At 67.6% G+C, this 23981-nt stretch carries 22 protein-coding genes; 13 read left to right on the forward strand and 9 right to left on the reverse strand.

What is annotated here, in order from left to right:
* Nucleotides 1-57: 57 nt before the first annotated feature.
* From LX81_RS13570 to LX81_RS13610, 9 genes are all read right to left on the reverse strand, one after another.
* Complete coding sequence (locus LX81_RS13570) at nt 58-411, reverse strand: DUF1428 domain-containing protein (RefSeq protein WP_111537865.1); 354 nt, start codon at nt 409-411, stop codon at nt 58-60.
* Nucleotides 408-1127, reverse strand: a complete 720-nt coding sequence (locus LX81_RS13575; protein WP_111537866.1) for a glutathione S-transferase family protein — start codon at nt 1125-1127, stop codon at nt 408-410. Before LX81_RS13575 ends, LX81_RS13570 begins: the two co-directional genes overlap by 4 nt.
* Nucleotides 1117-1788, reverse strand: a complete 672-nt coding sequence (locus LX81_RS13580; protein WP_111537867.1) for a glutathione S-transferase family protein — start codon at nt 1786-1788, stop codon at nt 1117-1119. The genes LX81_RS13575 and LX81_RS13580 overlap by 11 nt, the downstream gene beginning before the upstream one ends.
* Nucleotides 1778-2200, reverse strand: coding sequence for a VOC family protein (locus tag LX81_RS13585; RefSeq protein WP_111537868.1), 423 nt, complete (start codon nt 2198-2200; stop codon nt 1778-1780). Before LX81_RS13585 ends, LX81_RS13580 begins: the two co-directional genes overlap by 11 nt.
* A gap of 280 nt (nt 2201-2480) precedes the next feature.
* Nucleotides 2481-3410 carry a 3,5-dioxohexanoate:acetyl-CoA acetone transferase gene (gene kce, locus LX81_RS13590; protein WP_111537869.1) on the reverse strand — a complete coding sequence of 310 codons (930 nt, stop codon included), beginning with the start codon at nt 3408-3410 and terminating at the stop codon, nt 2481-2483.
* Nucleotides 3411-3418: 8 nt separating this feature from the next.
* Complete coding sequence (locus LX81_RS13595; RefSeq protein WP_111537870.1) at nt 3419-4369, reverse strand: 3-hydroxyacyl-CoA dehydrogenase; 951 nt, start codon at nt 4367-4369, stop codon at nt 3419-3421.
* Nucleotides 4366-6924, reverse strand: coding sequence for a branched-chain amino acid ABC transporter ATP-binding protein/permease (locus LX81_RS13600; protein ID WP_111537871.1), 2559 nt, complete (start codon nt 6922-6924; stop codon nt 4366-4368). Before LX81_RS13600 ends, LX81_RS13595 begins: the two co-directional genes overlap by 4 nt.
* Before the next feature lie 6 nt (nt 6925-6930).
* The gene (locus LX81_RS13605; RefSeq protein WP_111537872.1) at nt 6931-7809 is read right to left on the reverse strand and encodes a branched-chain amino acid ABC transporter permease; all 879 of its coding nucleotides are present in this window, start codon (nt 7807-7809) and stop codon (nt 6931-6933) included.
* Nucleotides 7810-7870: 61 nt separating this feature from the next.
* Nucleotides 7871-9115: an ABC transporter substrate-binding protein gene (locus LX81_RS13610; RefSeq protein ID WP_111537873.1), complete on the reverse strand. Its 1245-nt coding sequence runs from the start codon at nt 9113-9115 to the stop codon at nt 7871-7873.
* A gap of 120 nt (nt 9116-9235) precedes the next feature.
* On the opposite strand from LX81_RS13610, the gene LX81_RS13615 reads away from it, so the two are divergent.
* The 13 genes from LX81_RS13615 (at nt 9236) to LX81_RS13675 (ending at nt 23798) form a co-directional block, all read left to right on the forward strand.
* Nucleotides 9236-9955, forward strand: coding sequence for a GntR family transcriptional regulator (locus LX81_RS13615; RefSeq protein ID WP_111537874.1), 720 nt, complete (start codon nt 9236-9238; stop codon nt 9953-9955).
* Nucleotides 9955-10722, forward strand: coding sequence for an SDR family oxidoreductase (locus LX81_RS13620; protein WP_111537875.1), 768 nt, complete (start codon nt 9955-9957; stop codon nt 10720-10722). Before LX81_RS13615 ends, LX81_RS13620 begins: the two co-directional genes overlap by 1 nt.
* Before the next feature lie 223 nt (nt 10723-10945).
* Nucleotides 10946-11713: an IclR family transcriptional regulator gene (locus LX81_RS13625; protein WP_111537876.1), complete on the forward strand. Its 768-nt coding sequence runs from the start codon at nt 10946-10948 to the stop codon at nt 11711-11713.
* A gap of 19 nt (nt 11714-11732) precedes the next feature.
* A complete protein-coding gene (locus LX81_RS13630; protein WP_111537877.1) occupies nt 11733-13787 on the forward strand; it encodes a hydantoinase/oxoprolinase family protein in 2055 nt (684 codons plus the stop codon).
* On the forward strand, nt 13777-15813 hold the full coding sequence (locus tag LX81_RS13635) for a hydantoinase B/oxoprolinase family protein (protein ID WP_111537878.1): 2037 nt from the start codon (nt 13777-13779) through the stop codon (nt 15811-15813). The genes LX81_RS13630 and LX81_RS13635 overlap by 11 nt, the downstream gene beginning before the upstream one ends.
* Nucleotides 15810-16565 carry an SDR family NAD(P)-dependent oxidoreductase gene (locus LX81_RS13640; protein WP_234822612.1) on the forward strand — a complete coding sequence of 252 codons (756 nt, stop codon included), beginning with the start codon at nt 15810-15812 and terminating at the stop codon, nt 16563-16565. Before LX81_RS13635 ends, LX81_RS13640 begins: the two co-directional genes overlap by 4 nt.
* A gap of 11 nt (nt 16566-16576) precedes the next feature.
* Nucleotides 16577-17467 carry a polysaccharide deacetylase family protein gene (locus LX81_RS13645; RefSeq protein WP_111537879.1) on the forward strand — a complete coding sequence of 297 codons (891 nt, stop codon included), beginning with the start codon at nt 16577-16579 and terminating at the stop codon, nt 17465-17467.
* Nucleotides 17468-17533: 66 nt separating this feature from the next.
* A complete protein-coding gene (locus tag LX81_RS13650) occupies nt 17534-19090 on the forward strand; it encodes an ABC transporter substrate-binding protein (RefSeq protein ID WP_111537880.1) in 1557 nt (518 codons plus the stop codon).
* 68 nt (nt 19091-19158) lie between these two features.
* A complete protein-coding gene (locus LX81_RS13655) occupies nt 19159-20163 on the forward strand; it encodes an ABC transporter permease (RefSeq protein WP_111537881.1) in 1005 nt (334 codons plus the stop codon).
* Entirely contained in the window at nt 20160-20999 is an 840-nt protein-coding gene (locus LX81_RS13660) for an ABC transporter permease (protein WP_111537882.1), read from the forward strand. Before LX81_RS13655 ends, LX81_RS13660 begins: the two co-directional genes overlap by 4 nt.
* Nucleotides 20999-22060 carry an ABC transporter ATP-binding protein gene (locus tag LX81_RS13665; RefSeq protein WP_111537883.1) on the forward strand — a complete coding sequence of 354 codons (1062 nt, stop codon included), beginning with the start codon at nt 20999-21001 and terminating at the stop codon, nt 22058-22060. The genes LX81_RS13660 and LX81_RS13665 overlap by 1 nt, the downstream gene beginning before the upstream one ends.
* Nucleotides 22057-23055, forward strand: coding sequence for an ABC transporter ATP-binding protein (locus LX81_RS13670; RefSeq protein WP_111537884.1), 999 nt, complete (start codon nt 22057-22059; stop codon nt 23053-23055). Before LX81_RS13665 ends, LX81_RS13670 begins: the two co-directional genes overlap by 4 nt.
* Nucleotides 23052-23798 (forward strand): SDR family NAD(P)-dependent oxidoreductase, encoded by a 747-nt coding sequence (locus LX81_RS13675; RefSeq protein WP_111537885.1) that lies wholly within the window; start codon nt 23052-23054, stop codon nt 23796-23798. Before LX81_RS13670 ends, LX81_RS13675 begins: the two co-directional genes overlap by 4 nt.
* The last annotated feature ends 183 nt before the right edge of the window (nt 23799-23981 follow it).

The following is a 23981-nucleotide window of genomic DNA, read 5'->3' on the forward strand; positions in this document are numbered from 1 at the left end:
CCGCGCCGGGCACGTCGCCGATGGCCTTGCCAGCGCGGGACAGCCGATCCGGTCCTCTCACGCCTTCTCCTCGAAGATCGGCGCGAAGCCGCCCCACATCATGCGCTTGCCGTCGAAGGGCATGTCCATGTCCTGCCACCGGGGATCGCTCTGCATGGACGCGCCGCACCTGTCGTATGCCTCCTTGTCGGGCCAGATGATCCAGGCAAAGCAGACGGTCTCGTCCGGCTTGAGGTCCACGGCGCGCTTGAAGTCGGTCCGGGTGCCGTCGGGCACCTCGTCGCCCCAGGCCTCCATATGATGCAGGGCGCCGTAATCCTTAAAGATCGGCCAGGATTTGCGGGCGCTCTCAATGTATTCCTCTTTCCTGTCATTCGGGACGGGGGTGAGGAATCCGGCGACGTAACTCATGCGAGGTCTCCTTTCTTCGCTTCCATCTCTGCCAGCCATTCGTCGAAACCGGGCGGCGGACTGCCCGTGAAGCCCGCCAACTGATCGGCGAGGGCGCGTTCGAAAGCCGGGCGGCCGGTCCCGCGGGCCACGTAGTCCACCAGGTTCGGATAGGGATCGAGAAGTCCGGTCCCCTCGAGGGCTCGGAGCACGGAGACCATCATCAGATCGCCCGCCGCGAACGTACCAGCGAACCACGCGGCATCGCCGAGCCGCGCCGACGCTTCCCCTAGACGTTCTGCGATCCGGGCCTCGACCGCGCGGCGGCGCGGCGCCGACCAGCTCTCGCCCGCCTCGAAGATCGTACAGATGGAATAGTCCGTGATCGGCGGCTCGATCGTATTCAGCGCGGCAAAGAGCCATTCGAGGGACCTGGCGCGGGCGGTCGGATCCTGGGGCATCAGGCCGTGGAACCGTTCCGCCACGTGCCAGACGATGGCGCCGGATTCGAAGAGGGTGAGATCCCCCTCCTCGAAGGTCGGGATCTGTCCGAAGGGCTGGATCGCCCGGTGCGCCGCCGCTTTCTGGCTTCCCAGCGGCAGCAGGCGGACGGCATAGGACTGCCCTACCTCTTCAAGGGCCCAGCGGACGCGCAGATCGCGGACCTGTCCCCTGGCGAAGTCGGGGACCCAGTCGAAAGCGGTGAGGGTGATCGCGGCATCGGGATCAATGGGCATGGGGAACCTCCTCATGGCTTTCGTCAAAGGCCGCTTTCTGGGCACGGAAGGCGCGGAGGTAGGCCGGGCGGGCGGTTCCGCGAGCGACGTAATCGGCGAGAGTCCGGTATTCCGAGGCGAGATCGGTCCCCTCGAGCCTTCGCAGCACTGTAATCATGATAAGATCGGCGGCGCTGAACTCGCCCTCGAGCCAGGCGCGCTGACCGAGCGCCGCGGCGAGTTCTCCCAGGCGCAGACGGATGCGTTCGTCGAGAAGCGCCTGTCGCGCCGCGAACCACGGACGGTCCCGTTCGAGATATCCCGCCTGCTCGCGTTCCACGATCGGCGGCTCGATCGTGGTGAGGGCGGCGAACATCCAGGACACCACCCGCTCCGCCGCCGTCTCGTCCGTCGGCAGGAGGCCCGGGTCGCGCCGCGCGATGGAGAGGACGATGGCGCCTGACTCGAAAAGCATGAGGTCGCCACGTCGGAACGTCGGGATCTGACCGAACGGATGGCGGGCGCGATGCGCCGAGGCCTTCAACTCCGCGAGGCTCACCCGCTCCTCATCGTAGCTCCGTCCCACTTCCTCGAGGGCCCAGCGGACGGGCATGTCGCGGGCAAGGCCGCGTCCCCCGTCGGGGGAGGCGCGGAAGACCGTGAGGACAGGATCACTTGGCATCGACCGATGCGGGATCGCCCGCCTCGGGGTTCATCGAGAGCGTCTCCCAGATATGCCCGTCGGGGTCCTCGAAGGCGCCGCCATACATGAAACCCTGATCCTTGATCTCTCGTACATTGCGCCCTCCGGCGGCGACGGCCCGACGGTGGATGTCGTCGACCTCGGCCTTGCCGTCGAAGGTGAGGCAGAGCAGTGCACCGCTCTGCGTCCTGGCGTCGATGATCGTCTTCTCGGTGAACGTCGCATAGAAGGGACGGTCGAGGAGCATGACGCTGATCGCCTCCGACCAGCGCATCGCGGAGGCCTGCGCATTGGAGAACGCATCGTTCTTCTCGAACCCCACGGCCTCGTAGAAGGCGGTCGCCCGGGCCACGTCCTCGACGGGCAGGTTGATGTAGATCGCTCGGGTCATTTCGGGTCCTCCTCGGTCACCGAACCAGCCGGATCGGCCTGACAAGAGGAGGCTAGGCGAGGACGGTTACTTTAAGCAACAAGAAAATTCCTTAAAGCAACTTCGCCTGCGGAATAACGCCGAGGCGTAGCGGTTCACTGGGCTTCCTATTCGCGAAGACCCCGCCTGGCACGGGAAAGGCCGCCGCCTCGACCGGGGCCGCGGCGCGTCTGCCGTGGAGGATTGCGCAGATCGTCGGGCCGCGCGCCGGCCCCTTCACGGGGGCGCGGCGCTCGATTGGCTAGAACGCCACCCGGTCGGCGCCTTTCAGCGACAGCATTTCGCGCGCTTCGTCGGGTGTCGCGAGTTCGAGGCCGAGCCCCTCGATGATCTTGCGGACCTGCTGGACCTGCTCGGCGTTCGAGGTCGCCATCCGGCCCGGGCCGCACCAAAGCGAATCCTCCAGACCGACGCGGACATTGCCCCCCATGGCGGCCGCGATCGCGGCGATCGGCATCTGGTTGCGCCCTGCGCCGAGGACGGACCAGCGGTAGGTGTCGCCGAAGAGCCGGTCGGCGGTGCGCTTCATGTGCTGCACGTCCTCGGGATGCGGACCGATGCCGCCCATGAGGCCGAAGACCGTCTGGATGAAGAAGGGCGGCTCGACCAGGCCCTGATCCGCGAAGTATCTCAGATTATAGAGATGCGAGGTGTCGTAGCACTCGAACTCGAACCGCGTCCCGTTCGGCCCGAGCGTCGTCAGGATATGCTCGACCTGTCCGAAGGTGTTCGAGAACAGGATGTCCTTGTTGCCGACATAGTCGCGCTCCCATTGATGCTCGAGATCGGGAAAGCGCTTGAGCATCTGGAAGAGGCCGAAGTTCATCGACCCCATGTTGAGCGAGGCGACCTCGGGCTGATAGGTCGCCGCGGGGCGGACGCGCTCCTCGATCGGCATCGTCGGCGCGCCGCCGGTGGTGATGTTCACCACGCAGTCGGAGCGCTGCTTGATGACGCCGAGGAACGGCGCGAACGCCTCCGGCGACTGGTCGGGGCGGCCGTCTTCCGGATTGCGGGCATGGAGGTGGACGATCGCCGCCCCGGCCTCCGCCGCCCCGATGGCGGCCTCCGCGATCTCCGAGGCGGTCACGGGAAGCGCCTTCGACATCGACGGCGTGTGGATCGCGCCCGTGACGGCGCAGGTGACGATGACTTTGCGGGGTTTGGCCATGAACTTTCCTATTGGTTTCCGGCGTTGTGCAGATGTCGGCGCAGCGCGGCCAGGCGGAGGTCGCGCCGGTCCTGCCGGGCCCGGATCGCCTCCGGACCGCGCTCCTGCGGCCAGCTCTCGGCGATCCGCGCAGCCCGGTCGAGATCGTAGACCTCGGGGCCCGCGGGATCGCCGGCGAGTCGGCGGTAGAAGCCCGCATAACGCGCCATGTAATCCTCGATCCCGCCCGGTGCGTTCAGGTCGATCGTCTCGATCGGCCCCATCAGGACCCAGCGTAGCCCAAGTCCGTCGCGGATCGTCGCGTCGAGCCCCTCGACGGAGACGATGCCGTCGCCCAGGAGACGCATCGCCTCCGCGAGGAGCGCGCCCTGCAAGCGGTTGAGCACGAACCCGTCGAGTTCGCGGGTCATCCTGACGGGGCTCTGCCCGATCCGCGCGTAGAGCGCCTCCGCCCGGTCCATCGTCGCATCGTCGGTCCAGGGGGCGGGGCAGAGCTCGACCACGGGGATGAGATGGGGCGGATTGACGGGGTGACCCACGAGGCAGCGATGCCGCCCCGGCAGCGCCTCCGTGAAGAGGGAGGGCACGATGGCGGAGGTGGAGGAGGCGAGGACGGCATCCTCCTCGGCGGCACGGTCGATCCGGGTGAAGAGGTCGATCTTCACCTCCCGGTCCTCGGGCCCGTTCTCCTGGACGAAGCCCGCGCCCGCGACGGCCTCCTCCAGCGTCCGGGCGACCGTCACCCGCGCGGCGGCGCCCTCGGGATCGTCCATCATCCCTTCCGCGGCGAGGCCTCGTGCGAGCGCCGCGAACGCGGAGGGAAAGTCGGCGCGGACCTTCTCGTCGGGATCCCAGATCTGCACGTCGAGACCGGCGCGGGCGAAGAGCGCGGTCCAGGACCGTCCGATCAGTCCGGCTCCGATGATGGCGATGCGTCCGCCCGTTGCCGTGTCGTTCATAGCCAGAGCACCTTTCTACGCAGTTCGATATCCTCGGCGAGGTCGCGCGAGGGTCCCTCGTGGATCACGGCGCCGCGTTCGAGCGCCACGGTCCGGTCCGACAGCGACAGCGCGAGGTCGAGGTTGTGATCGACGATGATGAGCGAGATCTCCTGCCGCAGCGCGTCGAAGCTCTCGAAGAGCTGTTCGACGATCGCGGGTGCCAGACCCTCGAACGGCTCGTCGAGGAGCAGGAGCCGCGTATCCCCCGAGAGAGCGCGCGCGACGGCGGCCATTTGCTGCTCGCCGCCCGACAGGTAGTCGGCCGGCGTGTCGATCCGATCCTTCAGGCGCGGGAAGTATTCGAAAATCCGGTCGTCGTCCCAGTGCACGCCGGTCCCGTTGCGCCGCTTCAGCCGTCCGAGCTCAAGGTTCTGTCCCACGCTCATCCCCGCGAAGAGGCCGCGGCCCTGCGGGACATAGCTGATCCCGCGGCGCGCCATCTCCGCGGCGGGAAGGCCCGCGAGATCGGCGCCGTCCATGCGGATCTCGCCCGACCCCACGGGCGCGATGCCGATGAGCGCCTTCAGGAGCGTGGACTTGCCCGCGCCGTTGCGGCCCAGGAGCGCTAGGATCTCGTTCTCGTGTACGTCGAAGGTGACGTCGTTCAGGATGTGGCTCTTGCCGTAGCTCACGTTCACGTCCCGAAGCGAGATCAGCGCCGCGTCGCGAGCGGCGGAGGCACGCGGCGTGGCCGAGAGGCTGTCGGCGCCCGAGCCGATGTAGATCTCCTGCACCTCCGAACTCGTGCGGGCCTCGTCCACGCTTCCATCGAGCAGGACCCGCCCCTCGTTCATCACGGTGACGCGGTCGGCGAGTTCGAAGACCCGGTCGATGTCGTGCTCGACGAGGAGGATCGGGATGTCGGAGGAGAGCGACTTGATGAGCCGTCCCACCCGTTCCCGCTCCGCCGCGGAAAGACCGGCAAGCGGTTCGTCGGCGAGCAGGATCCGCGGCCCTGCCGCGAGCGCGATCCCCAGATCGAGCAGCCTCTGCCCGCCGTAGGAGAGGGCGTCGGCCCGCGCCTCGCCCATCCCGGCGAGGCCCATATAGGCCATCACCGCCTCGGTGCGCTCGTTGACCTCCTCGAGGTCGCGGGCGCGGCGGAGCGGATGCATGCGCGCCGGGTCGTTCGACTGGACCGCGATGCGGACATTCTCGCGCACGGTGAGTTCAGGGAAAAGGTTGGTGATCTGGAACGACCGCCCGACACCCGCCGCGGCGATCTCTTCCGGCGTGCGTCCCGAAAGTGGCTGACCGCCGAGGCGCACGGCGCCCGCATCGGGGGCATGGAGGCCCGACATGAGGTTGAAGGCGGTGGTCTTGCCCGCCCCGTTCGGCCCGATGAGCGCATGAAGGCTCCGGTCGGCCACGCGGAGCGAGACGTCGTCCACGGCGCGCAGACCGCCAAAGGACTTCGCGAGACCGTCGGCCTCCAGGATGGCGCCGTCGCGATGATCGCGGGGCTTCAGGAAATCGGGCAGGGGCGTCGTCTCCGCCCGGCGACCTGCCATTGCCGCGCCGCTTTCCGGGTCCGGCCGGAGCGCGCGCCGGATCTGGCCCGGGAGCCCCACCAGCCCCTCGCGGGCGAAGAGCACGAAGCCCATGAAGACGAGACCGAACCAGAGAAGCCAGTTGTCGGTGTAGATCGACAGGTATTCGCGGAAGAGGATGTAGAAGAGCGCGCCGATGCAGGGCCCGAGAAAGCCGCGCATCCCTCCGATCACGACCATGGCGAGAAGCTCGCCCGAGAAGATCACCGACATCGGCTCCGCCGACGTCATGCGATTCTTGTAGAGCAGGAGCGCGCCCGCGAAGGCCGTGATCATCGCGGAGACGATGAAGGCCGCGAGCTTGTAGCGATCGACGCGGTAGCCCAGGAACCGCGTCCGCTCCTCGTTCTCGCGAATGGCGAGGAGCACGGTGCCGAGCGGCGAGTTGACGAAGCGCCAGAGGAGCCCGAGCACTCCCATCGCGAGGACGGCGACGAGCCAGTAATAGGGGGCCGACATCTCGAAATCGAGCCCGAGGAAGGCGGGACGCGCGATCCCTCCGAGACCGTTCTCGCCGCCCGTGACCTCGGTCCAGCGATAGGCGATGGCGAAACCCATCGCGGCGAGCGCGAGCGTCAGGAGCGAGAAGTAGACCCCCCGCCGCCGGAGGATGAGCGCACCGAAGACCGACGCGACGATCCCGGTCAGGACCAGCATCCCGAGGATCGGCAGCCAGAATCCGCCGCCCATCGCGAGTGAAATGAGCCCCGCGGCATAGGCGCCGAGCCCGAACCAGGCGCCGTGACCGAAGGAGACGAGGCCCGTCTGGCCGGCGAGCACGTTGAGGCCCATGCAGGCGACGGCGAAGACCACGACCTCGGTGGCGGAAGTATAGGTGAGCCCCGCCGCGATCAGAACGAAGGGCAGCGCGACGAGCCCCGCGCCCGCGAGGAGAAGGGGGTGGAGGAGGGCGAAACGCCGGGTCTGCGCCGCGTCGTACCCGGTCGTGGGACTATCGGTCATGGCCGCTCACTCGAAGCGCAGGATGCGCTCGCCCAGCAGTCCGCGCGGGCGCGCGAGGAGGACGAGGAACATCAGGAGGTAGATCGCGGCCGTAGAATAGGCGGAAAGGCCGACCCCGATGAGCACGCCCTTCGTCAGACCGACGAGGAGCGCCGCGAGGATGACCCCCCAGAAGGAGCCGAGGCCGCCGATCACCACGACGACGAAGGCCGGCACGATAACCTCCGCCCCCATCGCGGGATGGACGGAGTAGATCGGCGCGAGGAGCACGCCCGCGAGCCCCGCGAGCCCGATCCCGATCCCCGCAACGATCGAGAGATAGGGGCGCAGCGAGATGCCGAGCGATCCGACGATGTCGGGATTCTGCACGCCCGCCCGCACGATCCGCCCGAACGCGCTACGATTGAGCAGCACCCAGAGCGCCGCGACCGCGACGATCGCCACGGCGATGAGGAAGACGCGGTAGCGCGAATAGATGAAGTCGCCCAGGAAGACCTGTCCCCTGAGGATGTCGGGCATCGCGTAGGAGAGCGGCGCGGCCCCGAAGATCCAGCGCAGCCCCTGCTCGATCACCATGGCGAGCCCGAAGGTCAGTAGCAGCGAATAGAGCGGGTCGATGCGGTAGAACCGCGTGAAGAGCGTCCGCTCGACGATCATCCCGAGGCCCGCGACGAGGAGCGGCGCGAGGATCAGCGCGCCGAAATAGCCCGTATAGGGCGTGATCAGGATCGCGGCATAGGCGCCGATCGCGAAAAAGGCGCCATGCGCGAGGTTGATGATCCCGCCGAGCGAGAAGATCAGCGACAGGCCGAGCGCGATGAGGAGATAGTAGACCCCGTCGAGAAGCCCGTTCAGAACCTGCGTCAGGAAGAGTTCGATATACATCTGCGCGGATCCTCCCGCAGGTGGACGGGACGCACGGCCGACCCGTGCGTCCGCGCCCCGGTCAGCTGGAGAAGGTGCAGGCGCCCTCGGTACTCTGCGCGAGCACGTCGAGCGGCTGGTCCTCGCCGGGGATCGGTCCCGACGTGGTGAAGATGTCCCATTCGTTCTCGACCGCGTCGGGATCGAGCGCGGTGATCGCATAGATCTCCTGGATCAGCTGGTGATCCTCGGGCCTGAAATAGGCCTGCCGCGTCTTCTGCACGTCGAACTTGGCCTCGTCGCTCTCGAAATAGGCGATGAGCTCGTCGCCGTTGGCGCCGCCGATCGCATCGATCCCCTGCGCCACGATCTTCAGGGCATTGTAATCGCCCCAGGCCTGGTTCTCCGGCGGCTTGCCGTATTTGTCGGTGAAGGTCTTGGTGAACGACTTCGATTCCTCGGTATCGACAAGGTGGTTCCAGACATTGGGCCAGGTGCCGCGGAAGTTCCGCGCCCCCGCGGCCCAGGCGGCCACCGTGTCGAAGCCGAAGCCCCCGAGCGTGAAGTCGAGGCCGAACTCGCCGTACTGCTTGAAGAAGTTGGTGATCTGCGTGCCCGCGAGGTTCAGCGCGACGACATCCGGCTCCACCTGCCGGATCTTCAGGAGATACGAGGAAAAGTCGGTGGCGTCCGTGGGTACCATCTCCTCGGCCACGATATTGCCCCCGTTGGCCTCGAGGAAGCTCTTGGCGGCGCGCAGCAGGTCGTGGCCGAAAGCGTAATCTGCGTTGAGCGTGTACCAGTCCTTGCCGTCGACGAGGCCCTCGTTCTGAAAGTACCGCCCCTCCGCGTTGACGTACATCGCGTTCTCGGTCTCGACATGGAACATGTAGCGGTTGCAATCCGACCCGCGAAGCGCGTCCGAATTGCCGCCCGTATTCACGAAGAGCTTGCCGTAGCGGGCCGCGACTTGGCTGATCGTCAGGCAGGATGCGGACGAAATTTCGCCCAGGATCATCTCCACCCCGTCGCGCTCGAACATCCGCTCGGCCTTGGTTGAGGCCGTCTGCGCGTTGACGCTGTCCTCCTTCAAAAGCTCGATCTGTCGGCCACCGACGCCGCCATTCGCGTTGATCTCCTCGAGAGCGAGGTCGACGCCCATCTGCCCGTATTCCCCGAGCGGTCCGAGAAAGCCCGTGAGCGGCGTCAGGTGCCCGATCTTCAGCGGACCCGACTGGGCGCGGAGATAGGTCGGCGCGGCGAGACCCAGGGCAAGCCCGGCCGTTCCGCCCTGCAGGAAAAGCCTGCGGTTCGTCCTTGTCTTCATGGTGTCCCCTCCCTTCGAACGTCCGGCTCGGCCACTGGCCGTCTCCCCCCGGATTGTCGATCTGTGATGTGAGATCACAGTTGTCGCGGGCGGGGGTGTGTGTCAAGACTTGTCTCAACGATGACCCGCAAGCTCGACATCCTGCAGCCCGCGACCCGCGTGACGCTCTCGGACCAGGTTCATGCGGCGCTTGGCGACATGCTCCTGTCGGGGCAGTTGAGCCCGCTCGACAGGCTGTCGCTGCGCGAGCTTGCCGAGCGGATTGGGGTCTCCATCATGCCGGTGCGCGAGGCGGTCGGACGGCTCGCGGCGAGCGGCGCGCTCGAGGTGATGCCGAAGCGCGCGGTGCGAGTGCCGATGCTCTCGGCCGAGGCGTTCCGCGACCTCACCCGGATCCGCGTCCTGAACGAGGGCTGCGCCGCGCATCTGGCCGCGACGCGGGCAAGCGATGCGGAGATCGCCGAGATTTCTCATCTCACCCGCCGCTTCGACGAGGTGCTCGACAGCGCCTATGGGACAGCCCTGGCCGTGGCGGCGAACAAGGATCTGCATTTCGCGGTCTATCGCGCGGCGGGGTCGAAGGCCCTGCTCGACGTGATCTCGGTCCTGTGGCTTCGCGCCGGTCCGATCATCAATTTCGACATCGGCGTGGGGGAGGCGGCACCGGGCGGTGCGCGGCCGCATCATTCGCGCCGCAACCACGCCGCCCTCTGCGCGGCGCTCGAGGCACGCGACGGCGCCGAAGCGGAAGCCGCGGTCGCGCGTGACATCACCGAGGCGTCCGAACTCATCCTGGCGGCGGCCGATCTCGAGAAATCCCCGACATTGAGGAGCGCATGATGGATCTCGGATTGCAGGGCCACAGGGTGATCGTGACGGCGGGAGCGGCCGGGATCGGTCGCGCCATCGTCGAGGCGTTCAGGGCCGAAGGTGCGCGTGTCGTGACCTGCGACATCGACGAGACGGCCCTTTCGACCCTGCCGGACGACGTGACGGGATTTTCGGCCGACATGGGCAACGCGGAGGCCGTGGCCGGTTTCATGGAGCGGGCGATCGATGTGCTTGGCGGCCTCGATACGCTCGTCAACAATGCGGGCACGGCCGGTCCGACCGGGCCCGTGGACGAGATCGATCCCGCCGATTGGGAGGCGTGCCTCCGAATCTGTCTCACGTCGCAGTTTCATTGCACGCGCCATGCGGTCCCTGCGCTGAAGCAAAGCGACAATGCCTCGATCGCCAATATCTCCTCGCTCGCGGGACGGCTCGGTTTTGCGCTCAGAACGCCCTATGCGGCGGCGAAATGGGGCGTGATCGGGTTCACGAAATCTCTGTCGCTCGAGCTTGGCCCCGACGGGATCAGGGCCAACGCGATCCTGCCGGGCCTCGTCGCGGGCGAACGGCAGCGACGAGTGCTCGAAGCCAAGGCGCAGCGCCAGGGGCGGTCCTTCGCGGAGGTCGAAGGCGACGCGCTCTCCTATACCGGGCTTCGCAGCTACGTGCAGCCCGAGGAGATCGCGGACCAGATCCTGTTCCTCGCCAGCCCACGGGGTCGAACTATCTCGGGCCAGGCGATTTCCGTCTGCGCCGATACGCAGATGCTCGCCTGAACCAAGGCAGCCATCGTCCAATCCGTGACGGACGGCCGTATCCGACTTCGCCTGCACCGATAGACGCCCGTCGCCCGGATCCGGGTCGACGATGCATGCTTCGCAGGCATTCCGTGCCCGCCTGACGGCTCTTCGTTCAGATCGACCGCGTGCTGCCCATCCGGGGGGTTGACTTGAGGGAAGGGTTGTAGATCATTCCTGTATGGAAACGTAGTTCTCATATATGAACAACATCAAATCGGCAGTTCGTGTTCTCGACATCCTCGAAGTCCTTTCGACGCGGGCGGCGCCGATGCGCTTTGCCGATCTCGCCCGTGAGCTGTCGATCCCGAAGAGCAGCCTGCATGGGCTGATGGGAACGCTCGTCAGTCGCGGCTACGTGATGCGGGACGAGGCGGACCGGTACCGGATGGTCGACGGGCTGCGGGACGGGTTTAACTGGATCGGCGGGTTCCGCGCGCGGCTACAGGCCGTCGCCGCGCCGATCATCGCCGCCACCCGCGACCGGATCGGCGAGACGGTCTTCGTCTGCGTGCAGCGCCCCGATCTCGACGTCACGCTGGTCTGCAAGGCGGTGAGCGAACGGCCGATCCGCTACGACGCAGCGGAGCAGTCGCGGCTGCCCGCCTATGCGACGGTGATGGGGCGCGTCCTCCTCGCCCATTCCGAGCCCGACGCGGTCGACGCCTATTTCGCGCGGACGGAACTGCATGCATTCACCGCGCGCAGCGTGACGGGCGAGGCGGCGCTCCGGGCGGAGCTCGCCCGGATCCGCGAGGCGGGCTACGGCACGATCGAGGAGGAGTTCGCGGAAGGTGGCTGCGGGATCGCCGCGCCGATCCGCGACGCGAAGGGCAACGTCGTCGCCGTTGTCGACATCGCGACCGTGGCGCAGCGTTACCGGGAGCGTTCCGACGAGATGCGCGATGCGGCCCTCGAGACCGCGGCACAGATCAGCCAGCGCCTGGGACGGGCGGGGAGCCAGGCATGAATAACCGGAGAGGCGAGCGATGAGCTACAGGGTCGGGGTCGATATCGGAGGGACCTTCGCGGATTTCTGCGCCGTCGACGAGGCGACGGGGGAGATCGGCACGGTCAAGGTGCTGACCACGCCCGACCGCCCGGGGCAGGAGGTCATCGACGGGCTCGGCGCGCTGCACGAGCGGCTGGGAATCGCACCCTCCGACATCTCCTATTTCACCCACGGCACGACCGTCGGGGTCAACGCGCTCATCATGCGCAAGGGGATCCGGCTCGCGCTCTTCACGACGGAGAACTTCGTCGACGTGCTGGAGCTCGCGCGGCTTAAGATGCCCGATCCCTACGATCTCCTTTCCGCCCGGCCGGAGCCGCTCGTCACCCGCGATCTCGTCTTCGGCGTGCGCGAGCGGCTGGACGCGCAGGGCGGGATCGTGACGCCCCTCGACCGCGACAGCGTGATCGCGGCGGCGGAGGCGGCGCTGGCGCGGGGGGCCGAAGGGGTCGTGCTGTCGTTCCTCCACGCCTACCGCAATCCCGACCACGAGGCGAAGGCGGCGGAGATCCTCGCGGAGGCGTTTCCCGATCTGCACGTCTTCTGCTCGCACCGGATCCGGCCGATCATCCGGGAATACGAGCGCACGTCGACCGCCGTCATCCACGGCTACGTACAGCCGCGCGTCTCCTCCTATCTCGGCGCGCTGCAGGAGGCGCTCGGGGGGATCGGCGTCAAGGCTGCGCCGATGGTGACGAAGTCGAACGGCGGGATCATGTCGGCCGAACTCGGCAAGTCCGCCTGCGTGGAGATGCTGCTGTCGGGGACCGCCGCGGGCGTGATGGGCGCGGCCTATGTGGCGGAGGAATGCGGCGCGGGCCGCGTGCTCTCTCTCGACGTAGGCGGGACGAGCGCCGACGTGGCGATCATCCGCGACGGCCGCCCCGGCTTCGGCTCGGCCGAGACGGTGGGGGATTTTCCGATCTACGTGCCCACCGTCTCCGTCACCTCGATCGGGGAGGGGGGCGGCTCCATCGCGCGCCTCGACGCGGCGGGCCTTCTCGCCGTCGGTCCCGACAGTGCGGGCTCGCAGCCGGGGCCCGCCGCCTATGGGCGCGGCGGGACGCAGGCCACGATCACCGACGCCTTCGTGGCCTCCGGCCTCATCGATCTGGGCGCGCTCGGCTACGGGATGGTCGCGCTCGACGCGGACCGGGCGCGGGCCGCGATCGCACCGCTCGCCGAAGGGCTCGGACGCAGTGTCGAGGAGACGGCGGAGGGGATCGTGGGCGTCGCCGTATCGGGCATGTACCGCGAGGTGAGCAAGCTCTGCTCGCGACGCGGGGTCGACGTGCGCGACTTCTCCCTTCTCGCCTTCGGCGGCGGCGGGCCGATGCTCGCGGGGTTCCTCGCCCGCGAGCTCGGCATGGCGGAGGTGATCGTGCCGCCCGCGCCGGGTGTCCTCTCGGCGCTCGGCGGTCTCACGGCGGAGGTGCGCAACGATTTCACCGCGGTCGCCTATTACGACCTCGCATCCGAGAACATGGGCGATCTCGCCGCCTGCGTGAAACGGCTCGCCGAAACCGCGCGGCACTGGATCGTGGAGGAACAGCGCCACGAGGGCGAGGCGGTCTATCAGGCGGTCGCGGAGATGCGCTACCGCGGGCAGAGCTTCGAGATCGACGTGCCCCTCGACGCCGCCGCGCTCGAGGCAGGCGATCCGGGCCCGCTGGCGGCGGCGTTCCATGCGGAGCATCATCGCCTCTACGGCCATGCCGACCCCGAGGCACCGATCCAGATCATCGCGGTCAACATGATCGTGACGGGCCACGCCCCGCGTCCGCCCCTGCCGCGATCCGGGGAAGTAGTGCGTGATGTGGCACCGGACCGTGCCCTTTCCGTCCATCTCGACGGCGCGCGGCGCGAGATCGCGTTCTACCGCCGCGATGCGCTCACCGCCGGGGCGCGCTTCGAATGTCCCTGCGTCGTGGCGCAGGACGACACGACGGTGATCGTGCCGCCGGGCTTCTCGGGCCGCGTCGACACGTTCGGAAACCTGATCCTGACAAGGGAGCGTCCCGATGCGCACTGATCCCGTCACGTTGCGCGTGCTCGAGAACCACGCCCAGGCGGTCGCCGAGAGCATGGCCTACACGCTCTTCCGCACCGCGCATTCGACCTTCGTGAAGGAGACGGAGGATTTCACCACCGGTCTCACCACGCCCGCCGGCATGACCTTCGCGAGCCCCCGCGACCTCGGCGCGACCTGGTTCATCGGGCTCGATTACGCGGGCGTGATCGGCGCGATCGAGGATTACGAGGAGGGCGACATCTGCGTCACCAACGACCCCTATAGCGGGTACGTCTGCACGCATACGCCCGACATGCATATCTGGAAGCCGATCTTCTGGGAGGGGCGGATCGTGGCCTTCGCGGTGGGCCACATCCACAACACCGACATGGGCGGTGCCGTGCCCGCGAGCCTCTCGCGCGCCAATACCGAGGTTCACCAGGAGGGAATCCGTTTCCGTCCGACGAAACTCGTGAGCCGCGGGGTAATGAACGAGCAGCTTCTCGAGACGATGCTTCTCAACGTGCGGATGCCGGAGCAGAACCGCGGCGATCTCAACGCGCAGATCGCGGCGGTCAATACCGGCGAGGCGAAGATGCACGAGATGATCGCCAAGTTCGGCGTCGAGGTCGTGGAGGCCGGGATCGAGGACCTGCTCGATACCGGCGAGGCGAGATCGCGCGACGTGCTCTCCCGCCTGCCCGACGGGGAATACCGCTTCGTCGACTACCTCGACGAGGATGCGCCGGGCGGCGTGCCGGTGCGGCTCGAGCTTGCGCTTCGGATCCGCGGCGACGGGGCGGAACTCGACTTCACCGGGTCCGATCCGCAGCTTCAATCGGCGCTCAACATGCCGACCGGCGGCAATTCGCGCCATATCCTGCTGATGGTAGGGTGGAATTACTGCCTCTACACGCTCGACCCGTCGATCCCGCTCAATGGCGGGCTGCTGCGCCCCGCGGAATGCATCGTGCCGGAGGGCAGCGTGCTCAACCCGGTCCACCCGGCGGCTGTGGGGATGCGGTCGCTGACCTGCGGGCGGCTTCAGGGCGTGCTGATGGGCGCGTTTCACGCCGCCGCCCCCGACCGTCTGCCGGTGGGGGCCGCGGGGGGCGGCGGCATCGTCAACGTCAAGACCTTCGACATCGCCACGGGCCGGATGGCCATGGCCTCCATCGACCCGGTGGTGGGCGGCGCCGGCGGCTCCGCGCGCGGCGACGGCACGGACGGGTCGGGGGCCAACAGTGGCTTTCTCAAGAACACGCCCGTGGAGATCAACGAGGTCGAGGTGCCGATCCGCATTCGCCGCTACGGCCTCGTTCAGGATAGCGGCGGCGCGGGACTGGCGCGGGGCGGGCTTGCGACCGAGCTCGAGCTCGAGATCTTCGCGCCGGACACGGTGGTGACGGCGCGCAACCGCGACCGCACCGTCTTCGCGGCCTGGGGCGGGCAGGGGGGCGGTGCGGGCGCGCCCTCGACCTTCACCAAGATCGCCCCCGACGGAATCCGGACCGATCTCGGCAATACCGACGTCGTGCGGCTCGAGCCGGGGGAGATCATCAACCTGACCTCGGGCGGCGGGGCAGGCTGGGGCTTCGCCCACGAGCGCGACGCCGTCCTCGTGGCCCGCGACGTGGCGCGGGGCGCCGTTTCCATCGAGGAAGCGTCGCTCCGATACGGGGTCGTCCTCGAACCCGACGGGCGCATCGACCTCAACGCAACCGATCATCAACGGGAGAAGATGGCACGGACCGCGAGGATGTCGCCGCCCTCGACCTACACCTACAACGCGGGCCGCATGGCGTTCGAGGCGATCTGGACCGATGCGAATTACGCGGCCCTTTCCACGGCCCTCGCGCGCGTGCCGGTGCCCTGGCGCCACTACGTCAAGCGCAGGGTCTTCGCCCATGTCGCACAGCTGTCCGAGCGGCAACGGAGCGGCGACGGTCGCGACGTGGAGGCGGCGATCGCCCTGGCGGTGGCCGCGATGCCGCAACTCGCGGAGCATCTGCCCGAGTACGCCCCCAGCCGGGACGCGGCGGAATGATGCGCCTAGACCTGATCCCGGGCGATGTCCTCGTCACCGGCGCCGCCCGCGGCATCGGGGCGGCGATCGTCGGAGGCGCGCTCGCGGCCGGCGCGCGGGTGCTCGCCCTCGATATCGATGCGGCGGGGCTCGACGAACTCGCGCGCATCCATCCGGGCGGCGCGCTCGAGACCGCCTCCCTCGATCTCGCGGATCGCGGCGCGGTGGAGGCGCTCTGCGCGGATCGCGGGATCGGCGTCCTGATCCATGCCGCGGGGGGCGTGCGCGGGCAGCGACCAAAGCCGCTCGAGGAGGTCGAGGACGACGAATGGCAGGCGATCTTCGATGCCAACGTCACCGGCGCTCTCAACCTCGCGCGCGCGCTCGCGCCGGGAATGAAGGCGCGGGGAGAAGGGCGGATCGTCACGATCACTTCAGGCGCGGGATTGAGGCCGAGCCTCACTGGCATCCAGGCCTATTGCGCGTCCAAGCACGCGCTCGTGGGCCTGACGCGCCAGCTGGCGCTGGAATTCGGACCGCACGGGATCACCGTCAATTCAGTGGCGCCGGGCTTCCTGCGCACGAGCCCCGATTACGAGCGGCAATGGGAGGGCTACGGTCCCGAGGGCCAGCGCCGGCTCGTCGAGGGGATCGCGCTCCGCCGTCTCGGCACGGCCGAGGATATCGCCCATGCCTGCCTGTTCCTCGCCTCCCGGCAGGCGGGCTTCATCACCGGGCAGGTCCTGCCCGTCACCGGACACCCGTTTCCCTGAAGGAGAGCCCGATGAGCACAGAACAGGAACCCTGGCAATGGGACGAGGCGATCTGGCGCGGCAAGGTCGACCGCGTGCGTGCCGGCGCCGCCCTCCGCCCCGACTCCTGGCCGGAGGGAAAGCGGTGCGCCGTCGCGCTTTCGTTCGACGTGGATCACGAGACCAACGAGTTGCGCGATGGCGGCCACTCCATCGGCGCGATGAGCCGGGGCCAGTACGGCAACCGCCAAGGCATCCCGCGCATCCTCGACATTCTCGACCGTCACGGAATTCCCGCGAGCTTCTACGTCCCCGCGGTCGTCGCGATGCTCTATCCCGACGAGGCGCGGTCCTTCGTCGACAAGGGCCACGAGGTCGGCATCCATGGCTGGATCCACGAGCGCAACTCCGTCCTGCCGCCCGAGGCGGAACGGGATCTGCAGATGCGCTCCGCCGACACGCTAGAACGGATCTGCGGCGCGCGTCCCGTGGGTATCCGCACGCCGTCCTGGGATTTCTCCCACACCACGCTCGAGATCACGCGCGACATGGGGCTTCTCTACGACAGCTCTCTCATGGCGGATGTCGATTGCTACCGCCTGCTGCTCGACGGGGCCGATACGGGCGTGGTGGAGCTGCCGGTGGAATGGATCCGCGACGACGCGGTCTACTTCAACATGAACCGGTATTCCGCGCTGCGCCCCTATACCCCGCCTGCGGCCGTGCTCGACATCTTCTGGCGCGAGTTCGAGGCGGCACGTGACGAAGGGGGCATCTTCCAGCTCACGATGCATCCCCACATGATCGGCTACCGCTCGCGGATCTGGATCCTCGAGGAGCTCGTGCGGCGCATGAAGGAGACGGACGAATGCTGGTTCGCGACCCATGCCGACATCGTCGCCCATGCGGCCGGAGCGGCTTGAGAGAGGTGCGGGCGTCCGCCGCCCGCGTCCAATAAGAAGATAACAACCCCGACAGTGGAGACAGATATGAGATACACGGCCATCGCGTTCGCCTCCGCCCTCGCCTTGGGCGTCCCCGCGGCAGTCGAGGCGCAGTCGCGCTACGTCCACGCAAACAATTCCGCCTACGACACGCTCGATCCGCATACGGTCTTCGACGTCGCCCGCGTCGCGACCCGGCTCAATTTCTACGATGGGCTCTATCGCTGGGTGGACAACCCGCCCGAACTCATTCCGTGGCTCGCGACGGAGCATACCGTCTCCGAGGACGGTCTGACCTGGACCTTTACCCTGCGCGACGACGTGGCCTTCCACGACGGCACGATGATGACCGCCGAGGACGTGGTCTATTCGATGGAGCGGATGCTGGCACTCGCGAGCGGCGCGGGCGCGCTCTTCCAGCCAATGCTCGAGCCGGGCGCCACGCAGGCGGTGGACGAGCACACCGTCTCCTTCACGCTCAAGGAGCCCTCGGCCATCTTCGCCTCCCTCGTTCCGGACATCCTCGTCGTCAATTCGGCGCTCTTGAAGGAGAACGAGGTCGACGACGATTGGGGGCAGGCCTATCTCACCGACAACGTCGCGGGCTCCGGCTCCTACATCCTCCAGCGCTACGATCCCGCGATCGGCTTCATAGGGGAACGCAACGCGGATCATTTCGCGGGCTGGGGCGAGCGGTATTACGACGAGATCGAGTTCCGCACCGTGCTGGAGACCAATACCCGTATCCAGGGATTGATGCGCGGCGATTACCAGGGCCTCGACGGTTATCTCGCCCCCGACCAGGTGAAGCGGCTTCGTTCCGACGAGGACGTTCAGATCCTCGAGGAAGAGTCGATGCGCGTCTATCACATCGCCATGCATAACGGGCGCCCGCCGCTCGACGACCTGAACTTCCGCATGGCGATGAACCATGCCTTCGACTACGAGGGCTACATCAACGCGATCATGCAGGGCACGGTCGTGCGCAATCCCACGATCGTTCCCGGCAACCTCTGGGGCGTACCGGACGTGGCGGGCTACGAGTTCGACCTCGAGAAGGCGCAGGAATATCTTGACGCATACAAGGCCGAGCATGGCGACGATATCCGTACGCTGAACATCGGCACGCTCGCAGGCTTTGCGGAGACCGAGCAGGCCGCGGCACTGATGCAGAACGGCCTTGCGCAGCTCGGCATCGACGTGGAGATCGCGAGCGCACCCTGGCCGGTGATCTCGTCCAACATGCGCAATCCCGAGACGATGCCCGACATGGTCCCTTACTGGAAGAGCACCTACTACGCCGACCCGAACAACTGGATCGGGGAGCAGTACGGCTCGCGCTACGCGCCGACGCGCAACGTCTCGGATTACCACAACGCGGAGGTGGACAAGCGGCTGGAAGAAGCACTCCTGACCACCGACCAGGAGGAGCGGGACCGGCTCTACAAGGAGGCGGGGCAGATCGTCTACGACGATGCCGCGGGGATCTGGATCTACAATACCAAGTGGTATGGGCCCTATGCCGACAGCGTCGAGGGCATCCGCTTCTCGCCCGTGGGCAACGGGCAGGACATGCGGTGGGCCTATCCCGCCGAGGAGTGATCCGGTCATGCCCGCGGCGCTGCGCCCGCGCCGCGGGTTTCCTTCCCCCCGAATGACGGAGACACGCCATGCGCCGCGTTGAACTCGTGCTGTCCCGACTCGTCTGGTTCGTGCCCACACTTTTGGGACTGATCATCGTCGTCTTCCTGATCTCGAACGTGGTCCCGACCGACCCCGCCCGGATCGTCGCGGGCGAGAACGCCACGCAGGCGCAGATCGACGCGCTGCGCGAGCAGATGGGGTTGAACGAGCCGCTCATCGTGCAGTTCGGCATCTATCTGCGCGACCTCGTGACGGGGGATATGGGGCGTTCGCTCTATACCCAGCGGGAGATCTCCTCCGACCTTCTCCACAGGTTGCCCGCGACGCTGGAGCTGACCTTCGCCGCCATGATCCTGGCCATCGGCCTTGGCGTGCCGCTGGGCGTGATCTCCGCGATCCGCCGCAATTCGCTCACCGACCAGATCCTCCGGCTCTTGTCGATCTCGGGCCTCGCGGTCGCGAGTTTCTGGCTCGCGATGGAGTTGCAGATGTATTTCTCCACCCGCCTCGGCTGGACTCCGCTCAACGGCCGCATCTCGGGCTTCGGGCCCGAGAACATCACCGGCTTCGTGGTGATCGACTCGATCCTGCAGGGCGATTGGGCCTCGCTGAAGAGCGCGTTGAGCCACCTGATCCTGCCCGCGATCACCCTTTCGCTGCCCGCCGCGGCGACACTCGTGCGCTTCACCCGTGCGGGCGTGCTCGAGGTCGTGAACTCGAACTTCGTCCTCTACGAGACGGCGATGGGCTTTCCGCGATCGCTCATCGTCTGGAAATACGTGCTCAGGAACGCCCTGATCTCCACGGTGACGCAGATCGGCCTCGTCTTCGGCACGCTCTTCGCGGGCGCGGTCGTGGTCGAGGCGGTGTTCGACTGGCCGGGCCTCGGCACCTACGCGGTGCAGTCGATCCTGCAATCGGACACCAAGGCGATCCTCGGCTTCTCGATCCTCGTGGGCGTGGTCTTCATCGTCATCAATCTCCTCGTCGACATCGTTCATACCTTCATCGACCCGCGGGTGCTGAAATGAGCCTTTTCGGACGCCTCATGCGTGACCGCGCCGCGGCCATCGGCACGCTCATCATCGGCGTGCTCGTCCTCGTCGCGATCTTCGCGCCCTGGCTCGCGCCCTATCCCGAGGACGTCGCGGCGTTCCACCTGACCGATCGCCTGCAGCCGCCCTCGGCGGAGCACTGGTTCGGCACCGACCGGATGGGAAGCGACGTGTTCAGTCGGATCCTCTTCGGCGCGCGGATTACAATCACCATCGCGGTGATCGCGGTGGGCGTGTCGGTTGCGATCGGCGTGCCAATCGGGCTCGTCGCGGGCTATTACGGGCGCTTCACCGGCGGCGTGCTGATGCGAACCTCTGACGTGTTCCTCGCCGTGCCGCAGATCGTCCTCGCGATCGCCATCGCCCAGACGTTGGGCCCCTCGGTCGAAAACGTGATCCTCGCCCTTTCGCTGACCTACTGGCCATTCTGGGCCCGGCTCGTCTATGCGGAGACGCGCGCGCTCAAGGGCCAGACCTTCGTGGAGGCGGCGCAGGCGCTCGGGGCCTCTGACCTCCGCGTCATGGTGCTCCACATCCTGCCCAACACGCTGTCGGCCATCATTGTGCGGACCTCCATCGGGATGGGCGCGACGATCCTCACCGCGGCGGCGCTGGGATTCCTCGGCCTCGGCGCGCCGCCCCCCGCGCCCGAATGGGGTCGCACGATCTCCGAGGCGCGGGAATTCCTACCGGAGGCATGGTGGTACGCGGCCGCACCGGGCCTCGCGATCTTCCTCGTCGTGATGGGCTTCAACCTCCTCGGCGACGGGCTTCGCGACGTGCTCGATCCGAAGCTCAGAAAGGGACGGTGATGAACGAGAGCCTACTCGACGTGGACGGTCTCAGCCTCGGCTTCTCGGGGGAGGCCGGCTTCGCGCATATCCTCGACGGCGTGACGCTGCGCATGAAGCCCGGAGAGATCCGCGGCCTCGTGGGCGAGTCGGGCTGCGGCAAGACCACGCTCGCGAGCGCGATCCTGGGCGTCCTGCCGCGCCACGCGCTAAAGATACGGGGCGGCACGATCCGCTTCGACGGCACCGACATGCTGTCGCGCACGGCGACCGCAGATCAGGCGCGGGTGCGCGGACGGAAGGTGACCTTCATCCCGCAGGATCCGTTCACCAGCTTCAATCCCGTCTTCACTATCGGCCAGCAGGTCGACGAGTTGATGAAGTGGAAGTCGCCGGAGCGGGAAAACGCGGGCGTGCCGCGCCACCCGCTCTTCACGCGCTATCCCCGCGCGCGGCGGCGGCGCGACCGCGAGCGGATCCTTTCGACGCTCGCCTCGGTGCAACTTCCCCAGCCGGAGCAGATCCTGAAGAAGTACCCCCACGAGGTCTCGGGCGGCCAGAGGCAGCGGCTGATGATCGCCATGGCGCTGCTGCCCGAGCCCGACCTCATCATCGCCGACGAGCCCACCACGGCGCTCGACGTGACGATCCAGGCGCAGATCCTCGGGCTCCTGCGCAAGCTCGCGACGGAGCGGGGCGCGGCAGTGCTCCTGACCACGCACGACCTCGGCTCGGCCTACGAGATCTGCGACAGCGTGACGGTGATGTATGCGGGTCAGGACGTGGAGGCGGCGCCGGTCGACGCGTTCTTCAACGCCCCCGCCCATCCCTATACCGGCAAGCTTCTCGCCAGCCGGCCCGAGGGGGCGGGCGGCATGACCGGCATTCCCGGGGAAGTCCCGAGCTTCTACGACCCGCCGCCCGGATGCCGTTTCGCCCCGCGCTGCCCGCGCGCGACCGCGGACTGCAAAAGACGACCGGATCCCAGTCACCCCGGGGAGGGACACATGGTGAGATGCTATCACCCGATCGACGCAGGCAGCGCGGCGGAGGCAGCGGAAATCGTGGGGGCGGAGCGATGAGCGCGCCGATCCTGCATACGGAGGGGCTCGAATGCCGCTTCCCGATCAAGGGCAGCTTCGGCCGCCGTCTGGGCGAGATCCGCGCGCTCGACGGGGTGAGCTTCGCCCTTCATCACGGCGAGATCCTGGGGCTTGTCGGCGAATCGGGTTGCGGCAAGTCCACGCTCGGCAAGACGATCATGGGCATCCAGTCCCCCGATGCGGGGCGGATCGTGTTCGACGGCCACGATATCGCCGGGCAGAGCCCGAAGGAGGCGCGCGCCCTGCGGCGGCGCCTGCAATACGCCTACCAGGATCCGGGCGCCTCGCTCGATCCGCGCTGGCGGATCGGCCGTTCCCTGGAGGAGCCGCTCGTCATCCATACCGATCTGCCCGCGTCCGAACGGCGCCGGAAGGTTCGGGAGATCCTCGTTTCCGTTGGCCTTCCCGCGGGACATATCGATCTCTATCCGCATGAGCTTTCGGGCGGGCAGCAGCGGCGCGTGGGGCTCGCGCGGATCCTCATGCTGAACCCCGAAGTGGTGATCCTCGACGAGCCGACGGCGGGGCTCGACGTTTCCGTGCAGGCGACGGTGCTCTCGCTCTTTCGCGACCTGCGCGCACAGTTCGACCTGACATACATCTTCATCAGCCACGATCTGTCGGTCGTCCGGCTCATGTGCCACCGCGTGGCGGTGATGTATCTCGGGCGGATCGTTGAGATCGGCCCGGTCGAGGACATCATGAGCCGTCCCACGCATCCCTACACCCAGTCGCTCCTCGCCGCGATCCCGCGGATCGGCGGGCGGCGCGTGACGGAGACATTCTGGCTCGAAGGCGAGCCCCCCGATGCGAGCCGGCTTCCGCAAGGGTGCCGTTTCCAGGGGCGCTGCCCCCATGTGCAGCCGATCTGCCGCGAGATCGATCCACCCGACCGGGAGGTCGGCGCGCAGCTCTCCGCGTGCCACTTCGCGGGCGAGATCGAGGTGCCACCTGCGGCGGAGGATGCCACATGACCGGAAAGACAGCGATCGTGACCGGGGGCGGGCGCGGCATCGGGCGCGGCACGGCGCTCGAACTGGCCGCGCGGGGCTGCGACATCGCGCTTGTCGATCTGATCCCCGAGGATCTCGCGCGGACGAAGGACGAGATCGAGGCGCTCGGGCGCCGCTGTCTGACCTTCGAGGCCGATGTCGCCGACCATGCCCGCGCCGCGCAGGTGGTGGGCGCGATCGTGTCGGAATGGGGCCGTGTCGACGTGCTCTTCAACAATGCCGGGCGGTCCATGCCGAAGGGGATCCTCGAGATCGAGGAGGCGGAGTTCGACAACGCCATCGCCGTCAATCTCAAGGGCGCCTTCAACTACATCCATGCCGCAGCTCCGCAGATGAAGCGGCAGGGTGCGGGCCGTATCGTCAACATGTCGTCGCTCAACGCGCATACCGGCGGCGTCACGAGCGCGGTCAGCAAGTTCGCCTATGCCGCGGCCAAGGCGGGGATCCTCGGCATGACCCGCGCGCTCGCCAAGGAGCTCGGCCCCGACATCCTCGTCAACGCGATCTGTCCGGGCATCATCAAGACGGAGCGTAGCAACGACCTGATCCGGGCCCGCGAGGCGGACCTCGTCCGCGGCATCGCCCTGGGACGTCCGGGCACGCCCGAGGATGTCGCACAGGTCGTGGCGTTCCTCGCGCTGTCGGATCCCTGCTTCGTGACCGGTCAGGACATCTCGATCGACGGCTTCCAATGGGTGATGTGATCCGGACCTATGCCGCGCGGGGTGTATCCTGACGATTTCGGACGGAATCTGATCGGCGATCTTGTCCTCCGAACCGGAGAGCCTCCGGCAAGATACGCGGCGATGCGTCATCTCCCGGAACGGAAATACATTGAGAAAGCTTCGGCACGTGCCGTTGCCAGCGATCGGCGGCATCGCCCGATG

Origin of the sequence: Palleronia aestuarii (genome assembly GCF_003253995.1) — a bacterium.
In the GTDB taxonomy this organism is placed as follows: Bacteria; Pseudomonadota; Alphaproteobacteria; order Rhodobacterales; family Rhodobacteraceae; genus Palleronia; species Palleronia aestuarii.